Source organism: Pseudomonas sp. CGJS7, assembly GCF_036961695.1.
In genome coordinates this window covers 31,272-50,818 of record NZ_JBAMDI010000083.1, presented here as the reverse complement: position 1 = coordinate 50,818, position 19,547 = coordinate 31,272, and the positions used below count along the sequence as shown (strand labels likewise).

Genomic DNA, 19,547 nt, shown 5'->3' with positions numbered 1-19,547 from the left:
TGGGGGGGGGGGGGGGGTGGGGAGGGGGGGGGGGGGGGGGGGAGTGGGGGGGGGGGGGAGGGGGGGGGGGGGGAACCAAACCCCCCCCCCACGATCGCCAAGGCTAGTGCGAATTTACGCATCGCTGGTAAGCCTTCGTTGGTCTGCGGGCAATCGCGTTACCGGCCGATTACTTGGCGGTGTAGACGATTTCGACGCGACGGTTCTTGGCCCAGCAGTCTTCGTTGGAGTCGGTGCAGACCGGGCGCTCTTCGCCGTAGGAGGTCACGGTGATCTGGCTGCCCGAGCCGCCGTTGGCCTGGATCGCCGAGGACACGGCCTGGCCGCGGCGCTCGCCGAGACCGAAGTTGTACTCGCGGCTGCCGCGTTCGTCGGCGTTGCCTTCCAGGGTCATGCGCGAGGACGGACGGTCGCGCAGGTACTTGGCGTGGCAGCCGACGATGGCCTGGAATTCCGGCTTCAGCGAATCCTGGTCGAGGTCGAAGTAGACCACGCGCTGACGCAGGCAGGCGTCGGTGTCGAGGTCGTTCGGGCCGTAGGCGCCGGAAGCCGTCGGGCCGGTTTCGCCGCCCGGGGTGGTGGTGGTCGAACCGGGGCCGGCGTCGACCGGGGTTTCCTTGACCTTCTTCGAGCAGGCGACGGCCGCGGTGCAGAGCACGGCGGTGAGCAGGATGCGGGCAGCGTTGTTCATGGGTATTCCTCGTCAGTTTGTAACGTGGGGCAGGAGTCGTTCGGGGGGTTCGGCAGGCGTGTGGCGCGATCCGCGCGTGGGGTCGGCGGGCGCGTCAGCGCGGCAGCCGGTAAGGTCCCCAGGCCGGTTCGCGCACGTCGCCGTCGGCCAGCACCAGGCGCTGGCGCACCCGGGCATCGGCTGAAACGGCATACAGCACGCCACGGCGTCCTTCGCGCGCAGCATAAATGATCATGGAGGCATTCGGGGCAAAGCTGGGCGACTCGTCCAGCGAACCGGGCGACAAAGTGGTCCAGCGCGGCGAGCCGAGGCTGGAATCCATCATCGCGATCCGGTAGGTGCTGCCGGCGCCCTGCGCGGTGACCATCTTCTTGCCGTCGAAGGACACGTCGGCGCTGGCGTTGTAGCTGCCCTGGAAGGTCACCCGGGTGGCGCCGCCGCCGCTGGCCGAAACCACGTAGATCTGCGGCTTGCCGCCACGGTCGGAGGTGAAATAGATCTTGCTGCCGTCGGCCGACCAGGTCGGCTCGGTGTCGATGGCGAAGTGGTTGGTCAGCTGGGTCAGCGCCTTGCTGCCCAGGTCCATCACGTAGATTTCCGGGTTGCCGCTGCGCGACAGGGTCAGGGCCAGGCGGCGGCCGTCCGGCGAGAACGCCGGGGCGCCGTTGATGCCGCGGAACTTGGCGATCAGCTCGCGGCTGCCGGTGCCGATGTTCTGGATGTAGATCGAGGAATTGCCGCCCTCAAAGCTCACATAGGCCAGCTTGTTGCCGTCCGGGCTCCACGACGGCGACACCAGCGGCTCGGGCGAGCGCACCACGGTCTGCGGGTTGAAGCCGTCCGAGTCGGCGACCATCAGCGCGAAATTGCTGCCGCGGCCGGTGCCGGTGGCGGTCACGTAGGCGATGCGGGTGAAGAACGCGCCGCGCACGCCGGTGATCTTCTCGTACACCGCATCGGCGATCTGATGGGCCACATCGCGCATGGCGTTGGCGCGCGCGGTCAGGGCGAAACCGAGCAGGCGCTGCTGCTTGGCCACGTCGAACAGTTCGTACTCGACCCGGTAGCTGCCGGCGCCGGCATCGACCACCCGGCCGACGACGATGTAGTCCTGGTTGAGCGCGCGCCAATCCGGGTAGCTGATTTCGCTGCCCTTGGTCGGCTTGGCGGTCATCTGCTCGACCGGCAGGCCGCGGAACTGGCCGGAACGGTTGAGATCGTTGCGCACCACCTCGGCGATGTCGGTCGGCGGGGCCGCGGCGCCGCCCTGGTACGGCATCGGCACCACCGCGATCGGAGTGGCCGAGGCGTTGCCGCCGACGATGTCGATCTCCAACCCTTGCTGCTGGGCGGCGGCGGCGAAGGGAAGCAGGAGAGCCAGCATCGAGGCCAGCCAGCGCAGGGGTCGTTTCATCGGCACTCCGTGGGGGTTCAACGGGGGTTTGTTCAGGTTCGGCATTGTTAACGCTGTTGGGTGAACGTGGGCTCAAAAACCGGCGTCAATTTGCATTCGCGGCTTGCCGGACGAGGCAAATCGGCCGCCAATGGCGCGGATATGCAGCGAAATCCGCCATTTCGCTCGGTTTTTGGCACAACACCGCCAGCCGACGGCCGGACGGGTCGCAGCGCCTGTCTCAGCGCTCGCGCAGACGTCTCCACCAGCGTTTGGGTCGGCTGTCTTCGGCCGAATCGGGTTCCTGGGCGCGCAGGCTCAGCCGCAGCTGCGGCCGGAACACCTGTTCGTAGCCGGTGTACGGCAGCGGGCTGGCGTCGCGGGCGGCGGCCAGCAGCAGGCTGCGGCCGGCCGCGTCCAGGTCGCAGGGCTCGGCCACCTGCACCGACACCAACTTGCCGCCCGGCGCCTGGCGCAGGTCCAGGGCGCAGAAGCTGTCGGCGGCGACGCTGGACGGCGGGTGCCAGTGCTGCAGGATGCTGTCGCGCAGTTCCTGGTAATAGCGCATCTGGTTTTCCGGCATGCAGCGCTGCGGATCGGACTGGCAGTCCAGGCCGATCTGCTGATTGCGCTGCGCCGCCGCGGGCGGCGCGAGCGCGGCCAGCACGGTCAGGGCGGCAACGGCAAGCAGCGCGCGCGTGGCCATCAACGGTCCTCGGCGCGGAAGTTGACGTTGAGGTTGCGCGAGAAGACCTTCTCGAAACCGGCGTACGGCAAGGGCTGGGCCTTGAGCACCGCGGCTTCGATCGAACGCCGGCCTTGTTCGTCGTAACCGCAGGGCTCGACCACTTCCACCGCGATCACGCTGCCGCCGGGCAGCTGGCGGATGTTGAGGCGACAGCCCGCGCCCAGCGGCACGCTGTCGGGGCGGGTCCATTTCTGCACGATCGCGGCCTGCAACGCGGCGGCGTAGCGCGCGGCCAGGCCGGCGTCGACGCCCTGATTGCCCGCCGGCGCCGGCGTTGCCGCGGCGGCGTTCTGGCTGGCGGTGGCGGCGCGCGAGTCGGCGATCTGCTGCAGCTTCTGTTCGGCCAGATCGGTCTGGCGCTGCAGCCTGGCGCGCTCGGCACGGATCTTTTCCAGCTCTTTAAGCTTTTCCTGCTGCTCGGCCAGACGCTTTTGCTGCTGCGCCTCTTCCTGACGCTTCTGTTCGGTCAGGTCGACCTGCTCCTGGCGCGCCTTGGCTTCCTGGATCTTCTGTTCTTCGGCGCGATTGGGCGTGGGCGTGTCGACCACCTGCTCCTGGCTGGTGTCGTCGGGCACCGCGATGAAATCCTGCGGCGACTGCTGCTGCGGCACCGGCGCGTCTTGCGGCTTGGGTTCTTCGATCGGCTGCGGCAGCGGCGCGGCGTCGTCCGGCTCGGGCTGCGGCAGCGGTTCGACCGGTTTGACCTTGGTGCGCAGGGTGCGCTGCATCGCCGCCGACAGATCGCTGACCTCGGTCAGCTCCGTGGACATCGGCGAACCGGCGGCCGACACCTGCCCGCTGTTCCAGTTGAACAGCACGCTCAGGATCAACGCCGCGATCAGCAGACCGTGCAACAGCACGGCCAGCAGCACGGCTTGCACCGTATCGGCGCGGCTTTCCCTCATTGCTTGGCGCTCTTCTCGGGCTGGCTCATCAGACTCACCTTCTCCACCCCGGCGTTCTGCAGGATGTTCATCGCATCCATGATCGGCTGGTAGTTGGAGCGGCCGTCGCCGGCGATCACGACCTGCAGCTTTTCCTTGCCGTTCTGCTTGACCAGCGCGCCGACCTTGGTGGCGAGCGTTTGCGCGCTCACCGCTTCCTTCTTGCCGGCTTTGACCGCCAAGAAGAAGTTGCCCTGGTCGTCGACCTGGACCAGCACCGGATCGTTGGTCGTGGCCATCGATTTGGCGTTGGATTTAGGCAGCTCGACGTCCACGCCCAGGGTGAGCAGGGGCGCGGTGACCATGAAGATGATCAGCAGCACCAGCATCACGTCGATGTAAGGCACGACGTTGATCTCGGACTTGAGCTTGCGTTTGCGCGGGCGGCGGATGGTGCCGGACATGGCGGTTCCTCTGGTTACGCGAGGCGGCGCCGCGATTGCGGCGGCCGCGCGGGGCGCGGGCTGGGCGAAGTGGTCGGCGTGGGCCGCATCACTCGTCCAGGTGCGCCTGCCGCTGCAGGATCGAGGAGAACTCTTCCGAGAACGCGTCGTAGCGGACCGCCAGGCGCTCCACGCCGGTGGCGAAGCGGTTGTAGGCCCACACCGCCGGGATCGCCACGAACAAGCCCATCGCGGTGGCCAGCAGCGCCTCGGAAATGCCCGGGGCGACGTCGGCGATGCCGACCTGCTTGGATGCCGACACCAGCGAATGCATGGTCACCATGATGCCGAACACGGTGCCGACCAGGCCGATGTAGGGCGAGGTCGAGCCGATGTTGGCCAGCAGTTCCAGGTTGTGCTCAAGCCCGTCGATCTCGCGCGAACCGGTCGCGCGCATCGCGCGCTGGGCGCCTTCGAGCTGGGCGCGGGCGTCGACGCCGCGACGCTGGCGGATGCGGTTGAACTCGCGGAAGCCGGCTTCGAAGATCGCTTCCAGGCCGCCGATCGAACGCGCGCGTTCGGTGGTGCCGGCGTAGAGCTTGGACAGCTCCGCGCCCGACCAGAAGCGCTCCTCGAAATGGTCGGCCTCGGCCTTGGCCCGGCGGATCACCTTCCATTTGCGGAAGATGATGATCCACGAGGTGATCGAGGCGATCACCAGCAGCAGCATGATGAACTGGACCGGCAGGCTGGCCTTGATCACCAGATCCCACAGATTGAAGGCGGCGGTGGCGTTGCCGGCCGCGGCGGCGCCTTGGGTCACGGCCTGGGCGGCTTCCTCCGGCAGGGCTTGTACAGTCGTGGCCAGAAGCGCGATCGGCGATGACGTCATGCTTGTTTCTCCGTAGCCCGATGCGCGGGCCAGTGGTGGGGCTGCGCGGTCCGTGGGGAGTCAACGAGCCGCGGGGTGTGGTGGGGTTGCAACGGTGGATTTTTTACACGGGTGGCGGTGAAGCCGAAGGCACTCGCGGCGAGCCGCTCAGCCTTGGGTTTCGCCCGGCGCTTCCTGCGCCTGCAGTTGCGCCAGCAGCACCGGCGGAATCGCGCACGGACGCAGATGCTCTGCGTCCACCGCCGCGACCCGGACCTCGGCGGCGATCAACTGCTCCTCGCCGCGGCGCACGGTCTGCGCGAAGATCAGGCTGGCGCGGCGGCAGCGCCGCAGTTCCACCGTGACTTCGAGCGCATCGTCCAATCGCGCCGGCTTGAGAAAGCCGATCTGCATGCCGGCGACCACGAACAACAGCCCGTGATCGCGGCGCAAACCGTCCTGGCCGTAACCCAGCGCGCGCACCCATTCGGTCCGCGCGCGCTCCAGAAACGCCAGGTATTGGGCGTGGTACACCAGCCCGCCTGCGTCGGTATCTTCCCAATACACGCGTGTCGGCCAACTGAATAGCTGGGATTCGGTATGGGGCGTCGGCGATTGGGGGCTCAAGCGCGGGTTCCTCGCGACAGCGGGCCGGGCGCGGCGGTCGCGCTCACAGCTCGGGCTCCTGATCGAACAGGCCGGCGCTGTCGGCGCGCGGCTTCAGGCCCATCAGGCGGTAGGCGCGCGGCGTGGCCATGCGGCCGCGCGCGGTACGGATCAGATAGCCCTGCTGGATCAAATACGGCTCGACCACGTCCTCGAGCGTGCCGCGTTCCTCGCTGAGCGCGGCGGCCAGCGATTCCACCCCGACCGGGCCGCCGTCGAAGGATTCGATGATGATCCGCAGCAGGCGCCGGTCGAGATCGTCGAAACCCTCCGGATCGATCTTGAGCATCGCCATCGCCGCATCGGCGGTGTCGCGGTCGATATGGCCGCCGGCGCGGACCTGGGCGTAATCGCGCACCCGCCGCAGCAGCCGGTTGGCGATGCGCGGGGTGCCGCGCGAGCGGCGGGCGATCTCGGCGGCGCCCTCGGGCGCGCAGGCGATGCCGAGAATCTGCGCGGAACGGCGCACGATCCGCGTCAGTTCCTCGGCGTTGTAGAACTCCAGCCGCTGGACGATGCCGAAACGGTCGCGCAGCGGCGCGGTCAGCAGGCCGGCGCGGGTGGTCGCGCCGATCAGGGTGAACGGCGGCAGATCCAGCTTGATCGAGCGGGCCGCGGGGCCTTCGCCGATCATGATGTCGATCTGGTAGTCCTCCATCGCCGGATACAGCACTTCCTCCACCACCGGCGAGAGGCGATGGATTTCGTCGACGAACAGCACGTCGTGCGGCTGCAGATTGGTCAGCAGCGCGGCCAGATCGCCGGCTTTTTCGATCACCGGGCCGGAGGTCTGGCGCAGATTGACCCCGAGTTCGTTGGCGATCACGTGGCTCAGGGTGGTCTTGCCCAGGCCGGGCGGGCCGAAGATCAGCACGTGATCCATGGCCTCGCCGCGGTGTTTGGCCGCTTCGATATAGATCTTGAGCTGCTCGCGCACCGGTTGCTGGCCCAGGTACTCGTCCAGGCGCTTGGGCCGGATCGAGGCCTCGATGGCTTCGTCTTCGCGGGTGGCGCCGGGGGCGATGATGCGCGGATCGTTCATGCCGATATGTTCGCATGGGACGGCGCGCGGACCTAGGTTTGGCGCGCCGATCGGCCGGACGCGGGGGCCGGCGCGACCGCCCCGCCCGGCCGCGGCTCAGACGAAATGCACGTCGAAGCGCTCGTGCACTTTCGCCAGAGTCTGCGCATCGACCTCGCCGCGCAGGATGCTCGGCAGCATGCGGAAGTACTCGAAGCGCTCCACCCCCGGGGTCAGGGTGATGAAAACGTCGGCGACCTCGCCGGCGGTGGCGGCGAAGGAATGGACCACGCCGGGCGGGATCACCGCATAGCCGCCCTGCTCCACCCGCACGGTTTCGCCGTCGATCTGCATTTCCAGCACGCCCTCCAGGACGTAGAACGCTTCGCTGGAGCGCTTGTGCAGATGCGGGCGCGCGCCGGCCGCGCCCGGCTGCAGGCGCAGGCGATTGGCGCCGAGCGCGCCGCAGCAGTCGCTGGCGTCGGCCAGCAGCCACAACTGGGTGCCGTTGCCGGTCATGGTTTCGGCGTCGGCCTGTTGGACGACGAATGCGCGCGAATCGGACATGTCTGAGCCTCGTAGGTCGATGGAATCGCCACGAGGCTAGGCGCGCGCGCCGCGCGCGTCGCCGTTGCCGATGGAACGGTTATTTCCCGGGCCGCCGCGCGCACCGCAGCGTTCCTGCGATGCGGCTTGCCGGTATGACAACGGGCCGATAGCGCGGCGTCGCCGCCGCGCCGGTCAGATCTCGACCTGCGCGCCCAATTCGACCAGACGGTTGCCCGGAATCCGGAAGAAGCCGGTCGCCGGCGCCGCGTTGCGGTGCATGAAGGCGAACAGGCGGTCGCGCCAGATCGGCATGCCGCGGTGGCGGCTGGCGACCACGGTTTCGCGGCTGGCGAAATAGGTGGTATCCATCGGATCGAAGTAGATGCCGCCGGCATCGCAGGAGCGCATCAGCGCCAGCGGCACGTCGGGCACTTCCATGAAGCCGAAGCGGATCAGCACGCGATAGAAGTCGTTGCCGATCGCCTCGATCTTGAGCCGCTTGTCCTTGGGCGCGTACGGCACGCCGAGGGTTTCCACGGTCAGGAACACGTTGCGTTCGTGCAGCACCTTGTTGTGCTTGAGGTTGTGCAGCAGCGCGTGCGGCACCACGCCCTTGTCGGCGGTCATGAAGATCGCCGTGCCGGGCACCCGCGCCGGCGGCGCCAGCATCAGGCCGGGCAGGAAGCTGTCGAGCTGGATGCCTTCCTTGCGCACCTCCTCGTGCAGCAGCTCGCGGCCGCGGCGCCAGGTGCGCAGCAGGGTGAACACCACCAGGCCCAGCACCACCGGGAACCACGCGCCCTGGAAGAACTTGGCGCCGTTGGCGATGACGAAACCGACGTCGACGGCGAAGAACACCACGCACAGCGGCAACACCCACTTGCGCCAGCGTGGCCACAGCGCGCGCGCGACCAGCGCCAGCAGCAAGGTGTCGATCAGCATCGTGGTCGCGACCGAAATGCCGTACGCGGTGGCCAGCGCGGTCGAGCTGCGGAACGCCAGGACCACGCCGATCACGCAGATCGCCAGCACCCAGTTGATGTAGGGCACGTAGATCTGGCCGATGGTGTCGCTGGAGGTGTGCTTGATCTGCATGCGCGGGATATAGCCCAGCTGCATGGCCTGACGCGCCACCGAGTAGGCGCCGGTGATCACCGCTTGGGAGGCGATCACCGCGGCCATCGTCGCCAGCACGATCATCGGATACAGCGCCCACGACGGCACCGCTTCGAAGAACGGATTCTTCACCGCCTCGGGGTGGTGCAGCACGAACGCGCCCTGGCCGAGGTAGTTCAACATCAGGCACGGCAGCACCATGGTGTACCAGGCGTAGCGAATGGGTTTGGCGCCGAAGTGGCCCATGTCGGCGTACAGCGCTTCGCCGCCGGTCACCGCCAGCACCACCGCGCCGAGGATCAGCACCGAGTGCGAGCCGTGCTCCATGAAGAAACGCATCGCCCAGCGCGGGTCCAGCGCCTTGAACACTTCCGGGCCCTGGACGATGTTGTAGATGCCGATCGCCGCCAGCGACACGAACCAGATCATGGTGATCGGCCCGAACACCTTGCCGACTTTCTCGGTGCCGAAGCGCTGGGCCAGGAACACCATCACCAGGATCACCACGGTGATCGGCACGATGAAGCGGTGCAGCCCGGGCGCGGCGACTTCCAGGCCCTCGACCGCGCCGAGCACCGAAATCGCCGGGGTGATGACGCTGTCGCCGAAGAACAGCGACGCGCCGAAAATGCCGAGGATGCCGACCACGTAAGCCGAGCGCCCGCCCTTGGCCAGGGTGCGCTGGGCCAGGGTCATCAGCGCCATGATCCCGCCTTCGCCGTCGTTGTCGGCGCGCATGATGATGGTCACGTACTTCAGCGTGACCACGATCATCAGCGCCCAGAACACCAGCGACAGGATGCCGAGCACGGTGTCGTGGTTGCCGGTCAGGCCGAAATGCGGCGAGAAGGCTTCCTTCAGCGTGTACAGCGGGCTGGTGCCGATGTCGCCGAAGACGACGCCAATAGCGCCGACGACCAACCCGGGAAGCCCCTGTTTCGACCCGTGATGGCCGGAGTTGTGTCCGTTCGCGGCCGAGTGGCCGTGAGCGGCTTTCTTGCCGGAAGAAGAAGGAACGGTAGAAGACATTTCGCGTAGTTCCGTGGCGGAAGCCCGCCTTGGCTCAACGAAGCGCGGACTTTAGCGCTTTGCGGATGATGGCGGCGGCATCGTCGCCGGCGGCGGTGGCGTCGCGCGCCATGCGCGCGGCTTCGGCCGGTTTGTAACCCAGTTGCTGCAGGGCGATGACCGCTTCGCTTTGCGCGTCGCCGGGCAACGCGCCGGTGCCGAGGGTGGCGCCGACGCCGGCCAGATCGGCGGCGCGGTCGCGCAGTTCCACCACCATGCGCTCGGCGGTCTTCTTGCCGATGCCGGGAATGCGGGTCAGCGCGGTGACGTCGCCGGTCTGGACCAAGCGCGCGAATTCCTCCACCGGCACGCCCGACAGCACCGCCAGGGCGATCTTGGCGCCGATGCCGCTGACCTTCTGCACGTCGCGGAACAAGCGCCGCTCGGCCTCGCGCAGGAAGCCGTACAGCGAGACGCTGTCCTCTTTCTGCGCGTAATGGGTGAACAAGGCGACTTCGCGGCCGATATCGGGCAGGTCGTAGAAGGTGCTCATCGGCGCTTCGAGCTCATAGCCCACGCCGTGCACGTCGACCACCAGCCACGGCGGCTGCTTGTGCACCAGGATGCCTTTGAGACGACCGATCACGGGCAAGCTCCAAACGGAATAGACGTCCGGGCCGGCGCGGCGCGCCGGCGGACGATCTGGGGATTCGGGAAAAATACTAGGCCTGCGCCCCACACAACGCGGCCGCGCGCACGGAACCCTACCCCGCGCGCGGCGCACGCCGCGGCCACCGCCCTCGCGCGGGCCATCTCAGGCTCCGCGCCTGCGCAGCTGATGGGTGGCGATGCCGGTGCGTTGGGCCGTAGCGCTCATGTGGGCATGGGTCAGCGCCACCGCAAGCGCATCGGCGGCGTCGGCCTGCAGCTTCACTTCGGGAAGATTCAGCAACAGCCGCACCATGTGCTGGACCTGCTGCTTGTCGGCCGCGCCGCGCCCGACCAGCGACTGCTTGATCACCCGCGGCGGGTACTCGCTGATCTTGATCCGCCGCCGCACCACCGTCGCCAGCGCCGCGCCGCGGGCATGGCCGAGCTTGAGCGCGGAGGTCGCGGATTTGTCCATGAACACGGTTTCGATGGCCACCTGGTCGGGCTGGAACTCATCGAGCACCGCTTCCAGCCCTTCGCACAGCAAGCCCAGGCGCGAAGGGAAATCCTCCGCATCCAGCAGCTTGAGCGCGCGCGCATGCACGTACGTGCAGCGGCCGTCGCCGGCGACATCGATCACGCCGACGCCGGTGCGTTGCGAGCCGGGGTCGATGCCCAGGATGCGCACGCTGCCGGATTTGGAAAATGAGGGGTGGACAGTGGTCATCGGAGCGTCAGCGCGACGCGGCGGTCGGGAAGCCGGCCGCGGCAGCCGGAGCGCTACACCCCGCTGCCCGCGCGCTTTCCCGGGTGCCGCCACTACGCATACGCATCCTCGCCCAGATCGGCGTTGGAATAGACGTTCTGCACGTCGTCCATGTCTTCCAGCCAATTCAGCAGCTTGACCACCTGCTGGCCGGTCTCGCCGGCGACGGCGATGTTGTTGTCGGCGCGATAGGTGATCTCGGCCTGGCCCGGGGTCAGGCCGGCCGCTTCCATCGCCGCCTTGACCGCGGCGAACGCGTCGGGCGCGGTCAGCACGTCGATCGAGCCGTCTTCGGGATAGACCACCACGTCGTCGGCGCCGGCTTCGATCGCCGCTTCGGTGATCTTGTCTTCGTCGGCGCCGGCGTCGAACCACAGCACGCCGCGCTTGGCGAACATGAAGGACACCGAGCCGTCGGTGCCGAGGTTGCCGCCGAACTTGCCGAAGGCATGGCGCACGTCGGCGACGGTGCGGACCTTGTTGTCGGTCAGGCAGTCGACGATCACCGCCACGCCGCCGGGGGCATAGCCCTCGTAGCGGATTTCTTCGTACTCCACGCCTTCCAGCGCGCCGGTGGCTTTCTTGATCGCGCGCTCGATCACGTCCTTGGTCATGTTCGCCGACAGGCCCTTGTCGACCGCGGTGCGCAGTCCCGGGTTGCTGTTCGGATCGCCGCCGCCGCGCCGCGCGGCGACGCTGATCTCGCGGATGATCTTGGTGAAGATCTTGCCGCGACGCGCGTCTTCGGCGTTCTTGCGTGCTTCGATCGACGGACCTCTACCCATGGCGTTACCGGACGTGTTGTCTGAACAAGCCGGCGATTTTACCCGAACGGGCCGACGCCTGGACTCGAAAACGCCGATCGCCGCCGGCCCGGCGATTTTCGCCGCCGGCCGCTCAGTCGCCGAAGCGGCCGCGACGGAAAAACGCCTCGGCCATGCGCGCGGCCTGGGCCGAAAACAGCAGGCCGCTGTGGCTGGCCGGGATCACCGCGTGTTCGGTCAGGCCCGGCAGGCGGGTTTCCGAAACCGCCACGGTGCCGTCGCTTTCGCCTTCGAAGCGGCCGAAGTAGCGGCCCAGGCCGTGCGGATTGGAACCGGCGATCAGCCCGACCTGGGCCTGCCCGCGCCAGGGCGGGCAGCCCTCGTGCAGCAGTTTCGCCGCGCGCCCCAGGATCGGCGCGCTCCAGGCATGGCGGGCGATGCCGTCGGCGGCCGAGCTGCCGAGCAGGGGCGAGCCCAGGCAAACCACCCGCCGCACCGGCAATTCCGGCCGCTCGCCCAACGCGCTCAAGGTGATCAGGCCGCCTAGGCTGTGGGCGAGTACGTGGACCGGCCCGCGCTGCAGGGTTTCGATCAGCCGCGGCAGCGTCGCCTCCGGGCCGCCGCCGGCGCCGGCATAGGCGAACACCTCCGGCTGGAAACCCGCGGCCGACAGCCGCGCGCCCAGCCAGGCCATCGACACGCCCGGCATCCAGATGCCGTGCAACATCACCACCCTGCGGGTTGTCGGAGATGGGGCCATTGCGTTCCTCGCCGCGACCGGAGTTGCTACCAATATCGGGCCGCGGCGCGCGCGATCCAAGCGCCGCTCCGCGCGCCGCCGTATGCCGGCCGCCAGGGTGACTTCAAGCACCAGCGAGGCGTTCGGCCTTGCCCTAGCGTCTGCGTTCCTTTCGCGAAGGTTCGCACGCATGCCGTCGATCGCTCACCACGCCTTGTTCTTCGCACTCTCCGCCCTGACCGCCGCCTCCGCGTTCGCGCAAGCGCCGCGAGGCGAACTGGTCGGCCCCGGCCGCGTCTCCACCGCCGCCAACGAAACCAGCGCCACCCTGACCCGCGACGGCGCCCACCTGTACTTCATGCGCGGCGACTACGCCTCGGCCGACACCGCGATCCTGCTCGCCGACCGGGTCGGCGACGGCTGGGCGCGGGTGCGGGTGGCGCCGTTCTCCGGCGTGTGGCGCGACTCCGAGCCGCATATCGCGCCGGACGGCAAGCGCCTGTACTTCGTCTCCAACCGGCCGCCGACGCCGGACGCGGCGCCGTTGACCACGGTCCGCGGCGGCCAGAGCTTCCCTGGCGCGAACCTGTGGTACGTCGAGGCGCGCGGCGAAGGCTGGGGCGAGCCGGTGCACATCCCGGGCGAGGTCAATCGCGGCGTGGCGGTGTTCAATCCCTCGGTCGCGGCCAACGGCAATCTGTATTTCTCCGCGGTGCGCGAGGACTCCGGCGGCGTCAATCAGCTGTACCTGGCCAAGCGCAACGGCGAGGGCTGGGACGCGCCGCAACGGCTGGACGTCGGCGTCGGCCCGAAGGCCAACCGCATGGACCCGGCGATCGACCCGCAAGAACGCTTCATGCTGTTCGCCGGCAACGAAGGCGATTCGCGCGGCGCGGCCGACATCTACATCGTCTTCCGCGACGCCCAAGGCGGCTGGGGCAAGCCGATCGCGCTGCCGGGCGAGGTCAACTCGGTGTGGCTGGAAAACGCGCCGACCCTGGGCCGCGCGTTCGGCGAGATCTTCGCCACCAGCATGCGCCCGCAGACGGCGGCGTTTCCGAAGGCCAAACCCGACCGGGTCGGCGACATCGCCGCGCGCGTCGGCCAGCCGCTCAACGGCTCGCGCAACCTGTGGCGTTTCGATATCGCGCCGCTGCTGCGCGAGCACGGTATCCAGGCCGAGGGCTGAGGTCGGTCGGACGCAAGCGCCGCAACGATGCGGCGCTTGCGCTCGACCTGTCTAAGCAGCCCGGACCTGTCGCCGCGACCGCAATGGCGCGGCTCCGGCCGCGCGGGGTTACAAACGGTCAGCTAAGCCAGACCGCAATCACACTTCCGCGCACGGTCGCGCCGAGCGATAAAACTGAACGCGAACTGCATCAGGAAATTTTGTAGCACTTGAAACTAGTCAAGTCCTTTGGAAATCCTTAGACAAGTTAAAAAGTGATGCGCATCACTTAAGCACAAACTTGGAACGGCAAACCCTTATTAGTGTGACGTAACGCAAATTATGCGACCACCGGCCCGCTTCAGGATGCGCGCCACTCTTCGCGTCGGCACTGCGTAATGGCCTTTCGCCACCCTGCCCTGCCCATCGTCAATGTGCTCGCTTCGGCGCTGTTGGCCGCGGTGGCCATGCACGCCCCGGTCTCGCCCTGCGATCAGCGCCGCCACGCCGCGCTGCTGCATCCGATCCACGACTACTTCGACCGGATCGAACACCGCCTCAGCCGCGATTACCCGCGGTTGCTGCAGCGCTCGCCGTCCGGACTGATCGGCCAGGACCGCATCGACTGCCGCTGCGGCGAGAGCAAGCGCCAGGCCTGGGCGCCGGCGAGCAGTTCCCAGTTGTTCGAGCAGATGCGCGATCTGCTGCGGTTAGCGAGTTAGCCCGCCGCGACGCCGGCCGCACCTGAACATTCACGCGCGAATACCGCTACGAAGACGCCGGCGCTCACATAAGTCCAAAACGCCATAAGGACTGTGACGCCCGGGCGTCCGATCCGCGCGCGCAATCACGTTTGCGGCCGGGACCGGCTCCTAGATTCCGGCCACGTCCAACGAGGGCGGAATCAGTACGGAGTCGGTATGAATCGATCGTCATGGTTTGTGGCGCTGGGCCTCGCGCTCGCGCCTTGCCTGGCCGCGCATGCGGCGCCACCGCGGGTCACCAACGGCCTGGTCGGCGAATGGCATTTGGATTTGTCGGGCAACAGCGCGCCCGACACCAGCGGTTATGGCCGCAACGGAAGCGTGATCGGCGGTACCGCCTCATCGTTCGGTTGGCTCGGCACCGCCGCCGACCTCAGCGGCGGCAAGTACGTGGAAGTGCCGAACTCCAGCAACCTCAACGTCGGCACCGGCAGCTTCACCGTCGCCGCGTGGGTGCGCATGGCCGCGCCAGGTTCCTCGAGCGTCAAGACCGTGGTCGAGAACCGCGGCGCCGGCAGCGGCAAGGGGTATTCGTTCGGCGTCGATCAGGGCCGCAACGTATTGCTGCAACTCAACGACGGCACCACCTGGAGCAACTACGTCTCCGACGGCAGCCTGAGCCTGGCGGCGAACCGTTGGCATCACATCGCCGCGGTGGTCAACCGCAGCAGCGCACCGAACACGATCTCGTTCTACATCGACGGCCGCCGCACCACCGCCCAGCCGACCCCGATCGCCGCCAACCTGGACAACACCACCCGTCCGTTCCAGATCGGCGGCCATATCAGTTCCAGCACCAGCCGCTTCAACGACCGCATCGACGAAGTGCTGGTCTACAACCGCGCGCTGGCGGCCGACACCACCGGCGGCCTGGGCGACATCATGGCTCCGGGGCGCACCAGCTTCCAATCCACGTATTGGAACGACGGCAGCACCCGCCAGCGCAACAACAATTGCTACAACTACGCCAACAACAAGGCCACCAACACCTTCGCCCAGCCCGGGCGCGCGGCCGGCAGCATGTACAGCTCGATCACCTGCCCGGCGGTGCGCGCCGCGGCCGAACGCGACGGCCTGGAGCCGGTCGCCGATACCCAGATAAACGCCAGCAGCTACAAGAACATCGTCGCACTGGTGGTCGGCCCGGGTTGGGACTATCACTGGTACCGGCGCGACGCCAACGGCAAGTGGACCCACAAGCCCGGCGGCACCGCGGCCACCACCCGCGACAACTCCGGCAACGAGATCACCGATCCGCGCACCGCCAATCGCGGCAACTACACCGATTTCTGCGGTTTCTACCGAGTCTGGTCCGACAGTGTGGAGGGCACCGGCCATGAACAAGTCAACTAAGCCCATCGCCCACGGAGCCACCATGCACAAGCGTTCGCTGAAGACTCTGATCGCCGGCCTGGCGTTGCTGGCCGCGCCCGCGCTGGCCCTCGCCGCCGAGGCGCCCGGTTTGCAGATCACCTACCTGGTGTATTCCGGCCGCCCCAACCCGGTGGTGACGGTGACCGACGCGAAGTCGTTGCGCGCGATCCAGACCCGTCTGGACGACGCCATGGCCGCGCCCGCGACCTCCGGCGCCGCGCCCGATCCGATCCTGGGCTACAACGGCATCCTGATCGAGCACGTCGGCGGTTCGACGGCCAAGGCCAAGCCGCAGCCGCTGGTGATCAAGGGCCAGCAAGTGCGGATCGACACCGCCGTGGGCACCGACTTCAAGTCGGCGACCGCAAACCTGCGCACTTCGGCGGCGGCCGGCGATCTGGAAGCGATGCTGCTCAAGCTCGGGCAGAAGCGCGGCGCGCTGGATGCCACGACGTTGAACGTGTTGCTCAACGAGCGTTGAGTTTCGGCTGATCCATCGCCGCAATCACGGCCTCTTTCCGCTGGTGCGGCAAGAGGCCGTTTCCATTTACCTGCCGGATCGCAGCGTAGCCAACACACCCCCCTGCAGGAGCGGCGCAAGCCGCGATCGCGAACGCACGACCGCGACGCAAGTCCGCGACTCCCGCGTCAGGTCGGCCGCAGGCTCTCAGGCAAACGCCGCGATCGGTGGCCCCGCGGTCGCAGCTTGCGCAGCTCCTACAGGGGCTTTCGGGTGAGGCGCTTGGGTTATGCGGGGCTTGGCGCGGATCGGGCGTCGCGCCGCAGGATGAATTCATGATCGCGGGTATCGCCGACCACGAATTCGTACGCACCGACTTTCTCGAACCCGTAGCGGCCATAGAACCGCTGCGCGCCGTAGTTCTCCGACCACACGCCGATCCACAAGGTCCGCGGCCCGTCGCGCTGCAACCACTCCAGCACCGCCTCGAACATCCGCGCGCCCCAGCCGCCGTTTTGCGCTTCGCGCAGCACGTACAGACGCTTGAGCTCGCCGTCGCCGGCGGCGACTTCAGCATGCGGCAGGCCGCAGGAACCGGCCAGGGCATGGCCGACCGCGACGCCGTCGCGTTCCAACAGCCACGCCGCATACGACGGATCGTTGAGCAGCGCCGCGATCGCCTGGTGCGAGTAGGTGTCGCGCAGGAAGTCGGCCAGATCCTGCGGCGGATACGAGTCGCCGAAGGTTTCGGTGAAGCTGCGCGCGGAGATGTCGGCCAGCACCGCGGTATCGGCGGGCGTGGCGCGACGCAGGCGAATGTTGTCGACAGTAACGTTCATAGGCTCTCGCTAGATCGGCCGTCGCAGATCGGCCCGGCGCGAAGCCGGGCCGACGGGTGGTACGCGATCGGATCAGGCCGGATCTTTGGCCGGCCGCACCATCACGTGCACTTCGGCCAGCTGCGCGTCGGGAATCGGCGACGGCGCGCCGGTCATCAGGCATTGCGCGGTGGTGGTCTTGGGGAACGCGATCACGTCGCGGATCGACTCGGTGCCGCCCATCAACGCGGCGATGCGGTCGATACCGAAGGCGATGCCGCCGTGCGGCGGCGCGCCGTACTTGAGCGCGTCGAGCAGGAAGCCGAACTTGGCCTCGGCCTCTTCCGCGCCAATGCCGAGCAGATCGAACACCGCCGACTGCATCTGCGGACGATGGATGCGGATCGAACCGCCGCCGATTTCGTTGCCGTTGAGCACCATGTCGTAACCGCGCGACACCGCGGTCTTGGCGTTGGCGCGCAGGTCGGCGATGTCGTCCACCGCCGGCGCGGTGAAGGGGTGATGCAGGGCGACGTAGCGCTGGGCTTCTTCGTCCCACTCGAACATCGGGAAATCGGTGACCCACAGCGGCTTCCAGCCGTCCTGGATCAGGTTCAGATCCTTGCCCAGCTTCAAGCGCAGCGCGCCCATGAAATCGCTGGCGGTCTTGTAGTCGGCCGCGCCGAAGAAGATCGCGTCGCCGGTTTGCGCGCCGCTGGCCTCGACGATCTTGGCCAGGGTGGCGTCGTCGAAGAACTTGGCGATCGGCGAGTTGATGCCTTCGCGGCCCTTGCTCGCGTCTTCGATCTTCATCCACGCCAAGCCCTTGGCGCCGTACTTGGCCGCGTGCGCGCCGGCTTCGTCGATCTGCTTGCGCGACCAGCCCGCGGCGCCCGGAGCGCGCAGGGCGATCACGCGGCCGTCGGCGTGGTTGGCCCAATCGGTGAAGACCTTGAATTCGCAGGTCTTGACCAGTTCGGCGATGTCGACGAACTCAAGATCGATACGCAGGTCGGGCTTGTCCGAGCCGTAGCGGCGCATCGCCTCGGCGTAAGTCATGCGCGGGAACTGCGGGTCGAGTTCGACTTCGATGGTTTCCTTGAACACCACCCGGATCATGTCCTCGACCGTGTCCTGTACGTCACGCTCGGAGACCCAGGCGAATTCCATGTCGAGCTGGGTGAATTCGAGCTGGCGGTCGGCGCGCAGCGCTTCGTCGCGGAAGCAGCGCGCGATTTGGTAGTAACGGTCGAAGCCGGCCACCATCAGGATCTGCTTGAACAACTGCGGCGACTGCGGCAGCGCGTAGAACTCGCCCGGGTGCATGCGCGCCGGGACCAGGAAGTCGCGCGCGCCTTCGGGCGTGGCCTTGGTCAGGATCGGGGTTTCGATGTCCTGGAAACCACGCGCATCCAGCCAGCGGCGCAGCGACTGCACCAGACGGATGCGGGTGCGCATCATCCGCTGCATCTCGGGGCGGCGCAGGTCGAGGTAACGGTAGGTCAGGCGGGTTTCTTCGCCGGCGTTCTCGTGGGCATGGAACGGCAGCGGCTCGGCCTTGTTGAGCACTTCGATCTGGGTCGGCAGCACTTCGACCTTGCCGCTGCGGATCTTGTCGTTGGCCGCGCCGCGCGCACGCACGGTGCCGGTGACGCGCACGCAGCTTTCCACGCTCAGATCGCCGGCGGTCTTGAACAGATCGCCCATGTCCGAATCGACCACGATCTGGACCACGCCCTCGTGATCGCGCAAATCGGTGAACACCACGTGGCTTTGGACGCGATTGGTGTTGACCCAGCCGCATAAGGTGACGGTCTGGCCGATCAGCGCCTCATCGACGAGGCCGCAGAAGTGGGTACGCATGGAAGCTCCGGATTGGTCGATCTTTGAATCGTGGGGGGTATCGCGGGAGGGGGTCTGGACCGGGCCGCGATGAGGCCGCGGCGGCAAACGCCTCGCCGGCCGGGGGCCGGGACCGAACATTCTAGAGCACCTCGGACGGATGCGATGGGGCGAATTGCGCTCGCGCGGGCCTCGCAACCGGGGCCGCGAGCCCTCCTCAGGACGTCATCCCCGCGAACGCGGGAATCCAGCGACTTTCGTACAGGCCGCGACAAAGGCACTGGATTCCCGCGTCCGCGGGAATGACGGCCTGGAGGGGCGAAAATGACGGCTGGGAGGGACGAAGCAGCCGAGGTCTAGCCGTTATCCCTCCCCCACAAACGACAAGGGCGCCTCACGGCGCCCCATCGCTATCGAATACCCGGCCCGAGCCCGTCAGCTCGCCCCGCCACCCGCCGCCGGCTTGCTGGCCGGGGCCGGATCGGCCTTTTTCTCGGGCTTGGCCGCCGCCGGCTTGCTTTCGGCCGGCTTGCTCTCACCGCCCGAGGCCGGGGCCGAAGAGCCGCCGGAACTGCCCTCGCCGGCCAGATTGCGCTTCTTGTCGCCGTCCTTCTTGAAGTCGGTCTCGTACCAGCCGCCGCCGGCCAGACGGAACTGCGGGGCGGTCAGCTGCCGGCCGACCTTCTCGGCGCCGCATTCGGGACAAACGGTCGGGTCGGCGTCGGACAGCTTCTGCAGGCGGTCGAAGCTGTGGCCGCAGGCGCTGCACTGGAAGGCGTAGATGGGCATGGCGTCAAGGAGTCGCGAGGAA

21 protein-coding genes are annotated in these 19,547 nt (G+C 67.8%); 4 read left to right on the top strand and 17 right to left on the bottom strand.

From position 1 onward, the window contains the following. Window positions 1-169 precede the first annotated feature (169 nt). From pal to V7787_RS35195, 14 genes are all read right to left on the bottom strand, one after another. Window positions 170-691: a peptidoglycan-associated lipoprotein Pal gene (pal, locus tag V7787_RS35260; RefSeq protein WP_336092032.1), complete on the bottom strand. Its 522-nt coding sequence runs from the start codon at window positions 689-691 to the stop codon at window positions 170-172. Between the two features lie 94 nt (window positions 692-785). After that, the gene (tolB, locus tag V7787_RS35255; protein WP_336092030.1) at window positions 786-2,105 is read right to left on the bottom strand and encodes a Tol-Pal system beta propeller repeat protein TolB; all 1,320 of its coding nucleotides are present in this window, start codon (window positions 2,103-2,105) and stop codon (window positions 786-788) included. A 220-nt stretch (window positions 2,106-2,325) separates the two neighbouring features. Continuing rightward, window positions 2,326-2,790 carry a hypothetical protein gene (locus tag V7787_RS35250; RefSeq protein ID WP_336092029.1) on the bottom strand — a complete coding sequence of 155 codons (465 nt, stop codon included), beginning with the start codon at window positions 2,788-2,790 and terminating at the stop codon, window positions 2,326-2,328. Then, window positions 2,790-3,737, bottom strand: coding sequence for a cell envelope integrity protein TolA (tolA, locus tag V7787_RS35245; RefSeq protein ID WP_336092028.1), 948 nt, complete (start codon window positions 3,735-3,737; stop codon window positions 2,790-2,792). The genes V7787_RS35250 and tolA overlap by 1 nt, the downstream gene beginning before the upstream one ends. Beyond that, window positions 3,734-4,180, bottom strand: coding sequence for a protein TolR (gene tolR, locus V7787_RS35240; RefSeq protein WP_336092027.1), 447 nt, complete (start codon window positions 4,178-4,180; stop codon window positions 3,734-3,736). The genes tolA and tolR overlap by 4 nt, the downstream gene beginning before the upstream one ends. Window positions 4,181-4,268: 88 nt before the next feature. Then, window positions 4,269-4,934, bottom strand: coding sequence for a protein TolQ (gene tolQ / locus V7787_RS35235; RefSeq protein WP_336092041.1), 666 nt, complete (start codon window positions 4,932-4,934; stop codon window positions 4,269-4,271). Between the two features lie 264 nt (window positions 4,935-5,198). Beyond that, window positions 5,199-5,657: a tol-pal system-associated acyl-CoA thioesterase gene (gene ybgC / locus V7787_RS35230; RefSeq protein WP_336092026.1), complete on the bottom strand. Its 459-nt coding sequence runs from the start codon at window positions 5,655-5,657 to the stop codon at window positions 5,199-5,201. Window positions 5,658-5,700: 43 nt separating this feature from the next. Next, on the bottom strand, window positions 5,701-6,738 hold the full coding sequence (ruvB, locus tag V7787_RS35225; RefSeq protein WP_336092025.1) for a Holliday junction branch migration DNA helicase RuvB: 1,038 nt from the start codon (window positions 6,736-6,738) through the stop codon (window positions 5,701-5,703). Between the two features lie 96 nt (window positions 6,739-6,834). Beyond that, a complete protein-coding gene (locus tag V7787_RS35220; protein ID WP_336092023.1) occupies window positions 6,835-7,284 on the bottom strand; it encodes a cupin domain-containing protein in 450 nt (149 codons plus the stop codon). Window positions 7,285-7,458: 174 nt separating this feature from the next. Then, window positions 7,459-9,411, bottom strand: coding sequence for a potassium transporter Kup (locus V7787_RS35215; protein WP_336092022.1), 1,953 nt, complete (start codon window positions 9,409-9,411; stop codon window positions 7,459-7,461). A gap of 34 nt (window positions 9,412-9,445) precedes the next feature. Continuing rightward, the gene (gene ruvA / locus V7787_RS35210) at window positions 9,446-10,036 is read right to left on the bottom strand and encodes a Holliday junction branch migration protein RuvA (RefSeq protein WP_336092021.1); all 591 of its coding nucleotides are present in this window, start codon (window positions 10,034-10,036) and stop codon (window positions 9,446-9,448) included. Window positions 10,037-10,204: 168 nt separating this feature from the next. Beyond that, the gene (gene ruvC / locus V7787_RS35205; RefSeq protein WP_336092020.1) at window positions 10,205-10,768 is read right to left on the bottom strand and encodes a crossover junction endodeoxyribonuclease RuvC; all 564 of its coding nucleotides are present in this window, start codon (window positions 10,766-10,768) and stop codon (window positions 10,205-10,207) included. 92 nt (window positions 10,769-10,860) lie between these two features. Further along, window positions 10,861-11,592 (bottom strand): YebC/PmpR family DNA-binding transcriptional regulator, encoded by a 732-nt coding sequence (locus tag V7787_RS35200; RefSeq protein ID WP_336092018.1) that lies wholly within the window; start codon window positions 11,590-11,592, stop codon window positions 10,861-10,863. Between the two features lie 112 nt (window positions 11,593-11,704). Continuing rightward, complete coding sequence (locus V7787_RS35195; RefSeq protein WP_336092016.1) at window positions 11,705-12,298, bottom strand: esterase/lipase family protein; 594 nt, start codon at window positions 12,296-12,298, stop codon at window positions 11,705-11,707. 202 nt (window positions 12,299-12,500) lie between these two features. Between V7787_RS35195 and V7787_RS35190 the strand changes: the two genes are divergently transcribed. From V7787_RS35190 to V7787_RS35175, 4 genes are all read left to right on the top strand, one after another. Then, complete coding sequence (locus tag V7787_RS35190; protein WP_336092014.1) at window positions 12,501-13,499, top strand: TolB family protein; 999 nt, start codon at window positions 12,501-12,503, stop codon at window positions 13,497-13,499. 377 nt (window positions 13,500-13,876) lie between these two features. Continuing rightward, entirely contained in the window at window positions 13,877-14,200 is a 324-nt protein-coding gene (locus V7787_RS35185) for a hypothetical protein (RefSeq protein ID WP_336092012.1), read from the top strand. A gap of 198 nt (window positions 14,201-14,398) precedes the next feature. Further along, window positions 14,399-15,595 carry a LamG domain-containing protein gene (locus V7787_RS35180; protein ID WP_336092010.1) on the top strand — a complete coding sequence of 399 codons (1,197 nt, stop codon included), beginning with the start codon at window positions 14,399-14,401 and terminating at the stop codon, window positions 15,593-15,595. Then, window positions 15,579-16,097, top strand: coding sequence for a hypothetical protein (locus V7787_RS35175; protein WP_336092009.1), 519 nt, complete (start codon window positions 15,579-15,581; stop codon window positions 16,095-16,097). Before V7787_RS35180 ends, V7787_RS35175 begins: the two co-directional genes overlap by 17 nt. A 266-nt stretch (window positions 16,098-16,363) precedes the next feature. On the opposite strand, the gene V7787_RS35170 is transcribed toward V7787_RS35175, so the two are convergent. The 3 genes from V7787_RS35170 to V7787_RS35160 all read right to left on the bottom strand — a co-directional run bounded on the left by V7787_RS35170 (window position 16,364) and on the right by V7787_RS35160 (window position 19,525). Further along, a complete protein-coding gene (locus tag V7787_RS35170) occupies window positions 16,364-16,915 on the bottom strand; it encodes a GNAT family N-acetyltransferase (protein ID WP_336092007.1) in 552 nt (183 codons plus the stop codon). 72 nt (window positions 16,916-16,987) lie between these two features. Next, a complete protein-coding gene (gene aspS / locus V7787_RS35165; RefSeq protein WP_336092006.1) occupies window positions 16,988-18,757 on the bottom strand; it encodes an aspartate--tRNA ligase in 1,770 nt (589 codons plus the stop codon). 414 nt (window positions 18,758-19,171) lie between these two features. After that, window positions 19,172-19,525 carry an FmdB family zinc ribbon protein gene (locus V7787_RS35160; RefSeq protein ID WP_336092005.1) on the bottom strand — a complete coding sequence of 118 codons (354 nt, stop codon included), beginning with the start codon at window positions 19,523-19,525 and terminating at the stop codon, window positions 19,172-19,174. Between the last annotated feature and the right edge of the window lie 22 nt (window positions 19,526-19,547).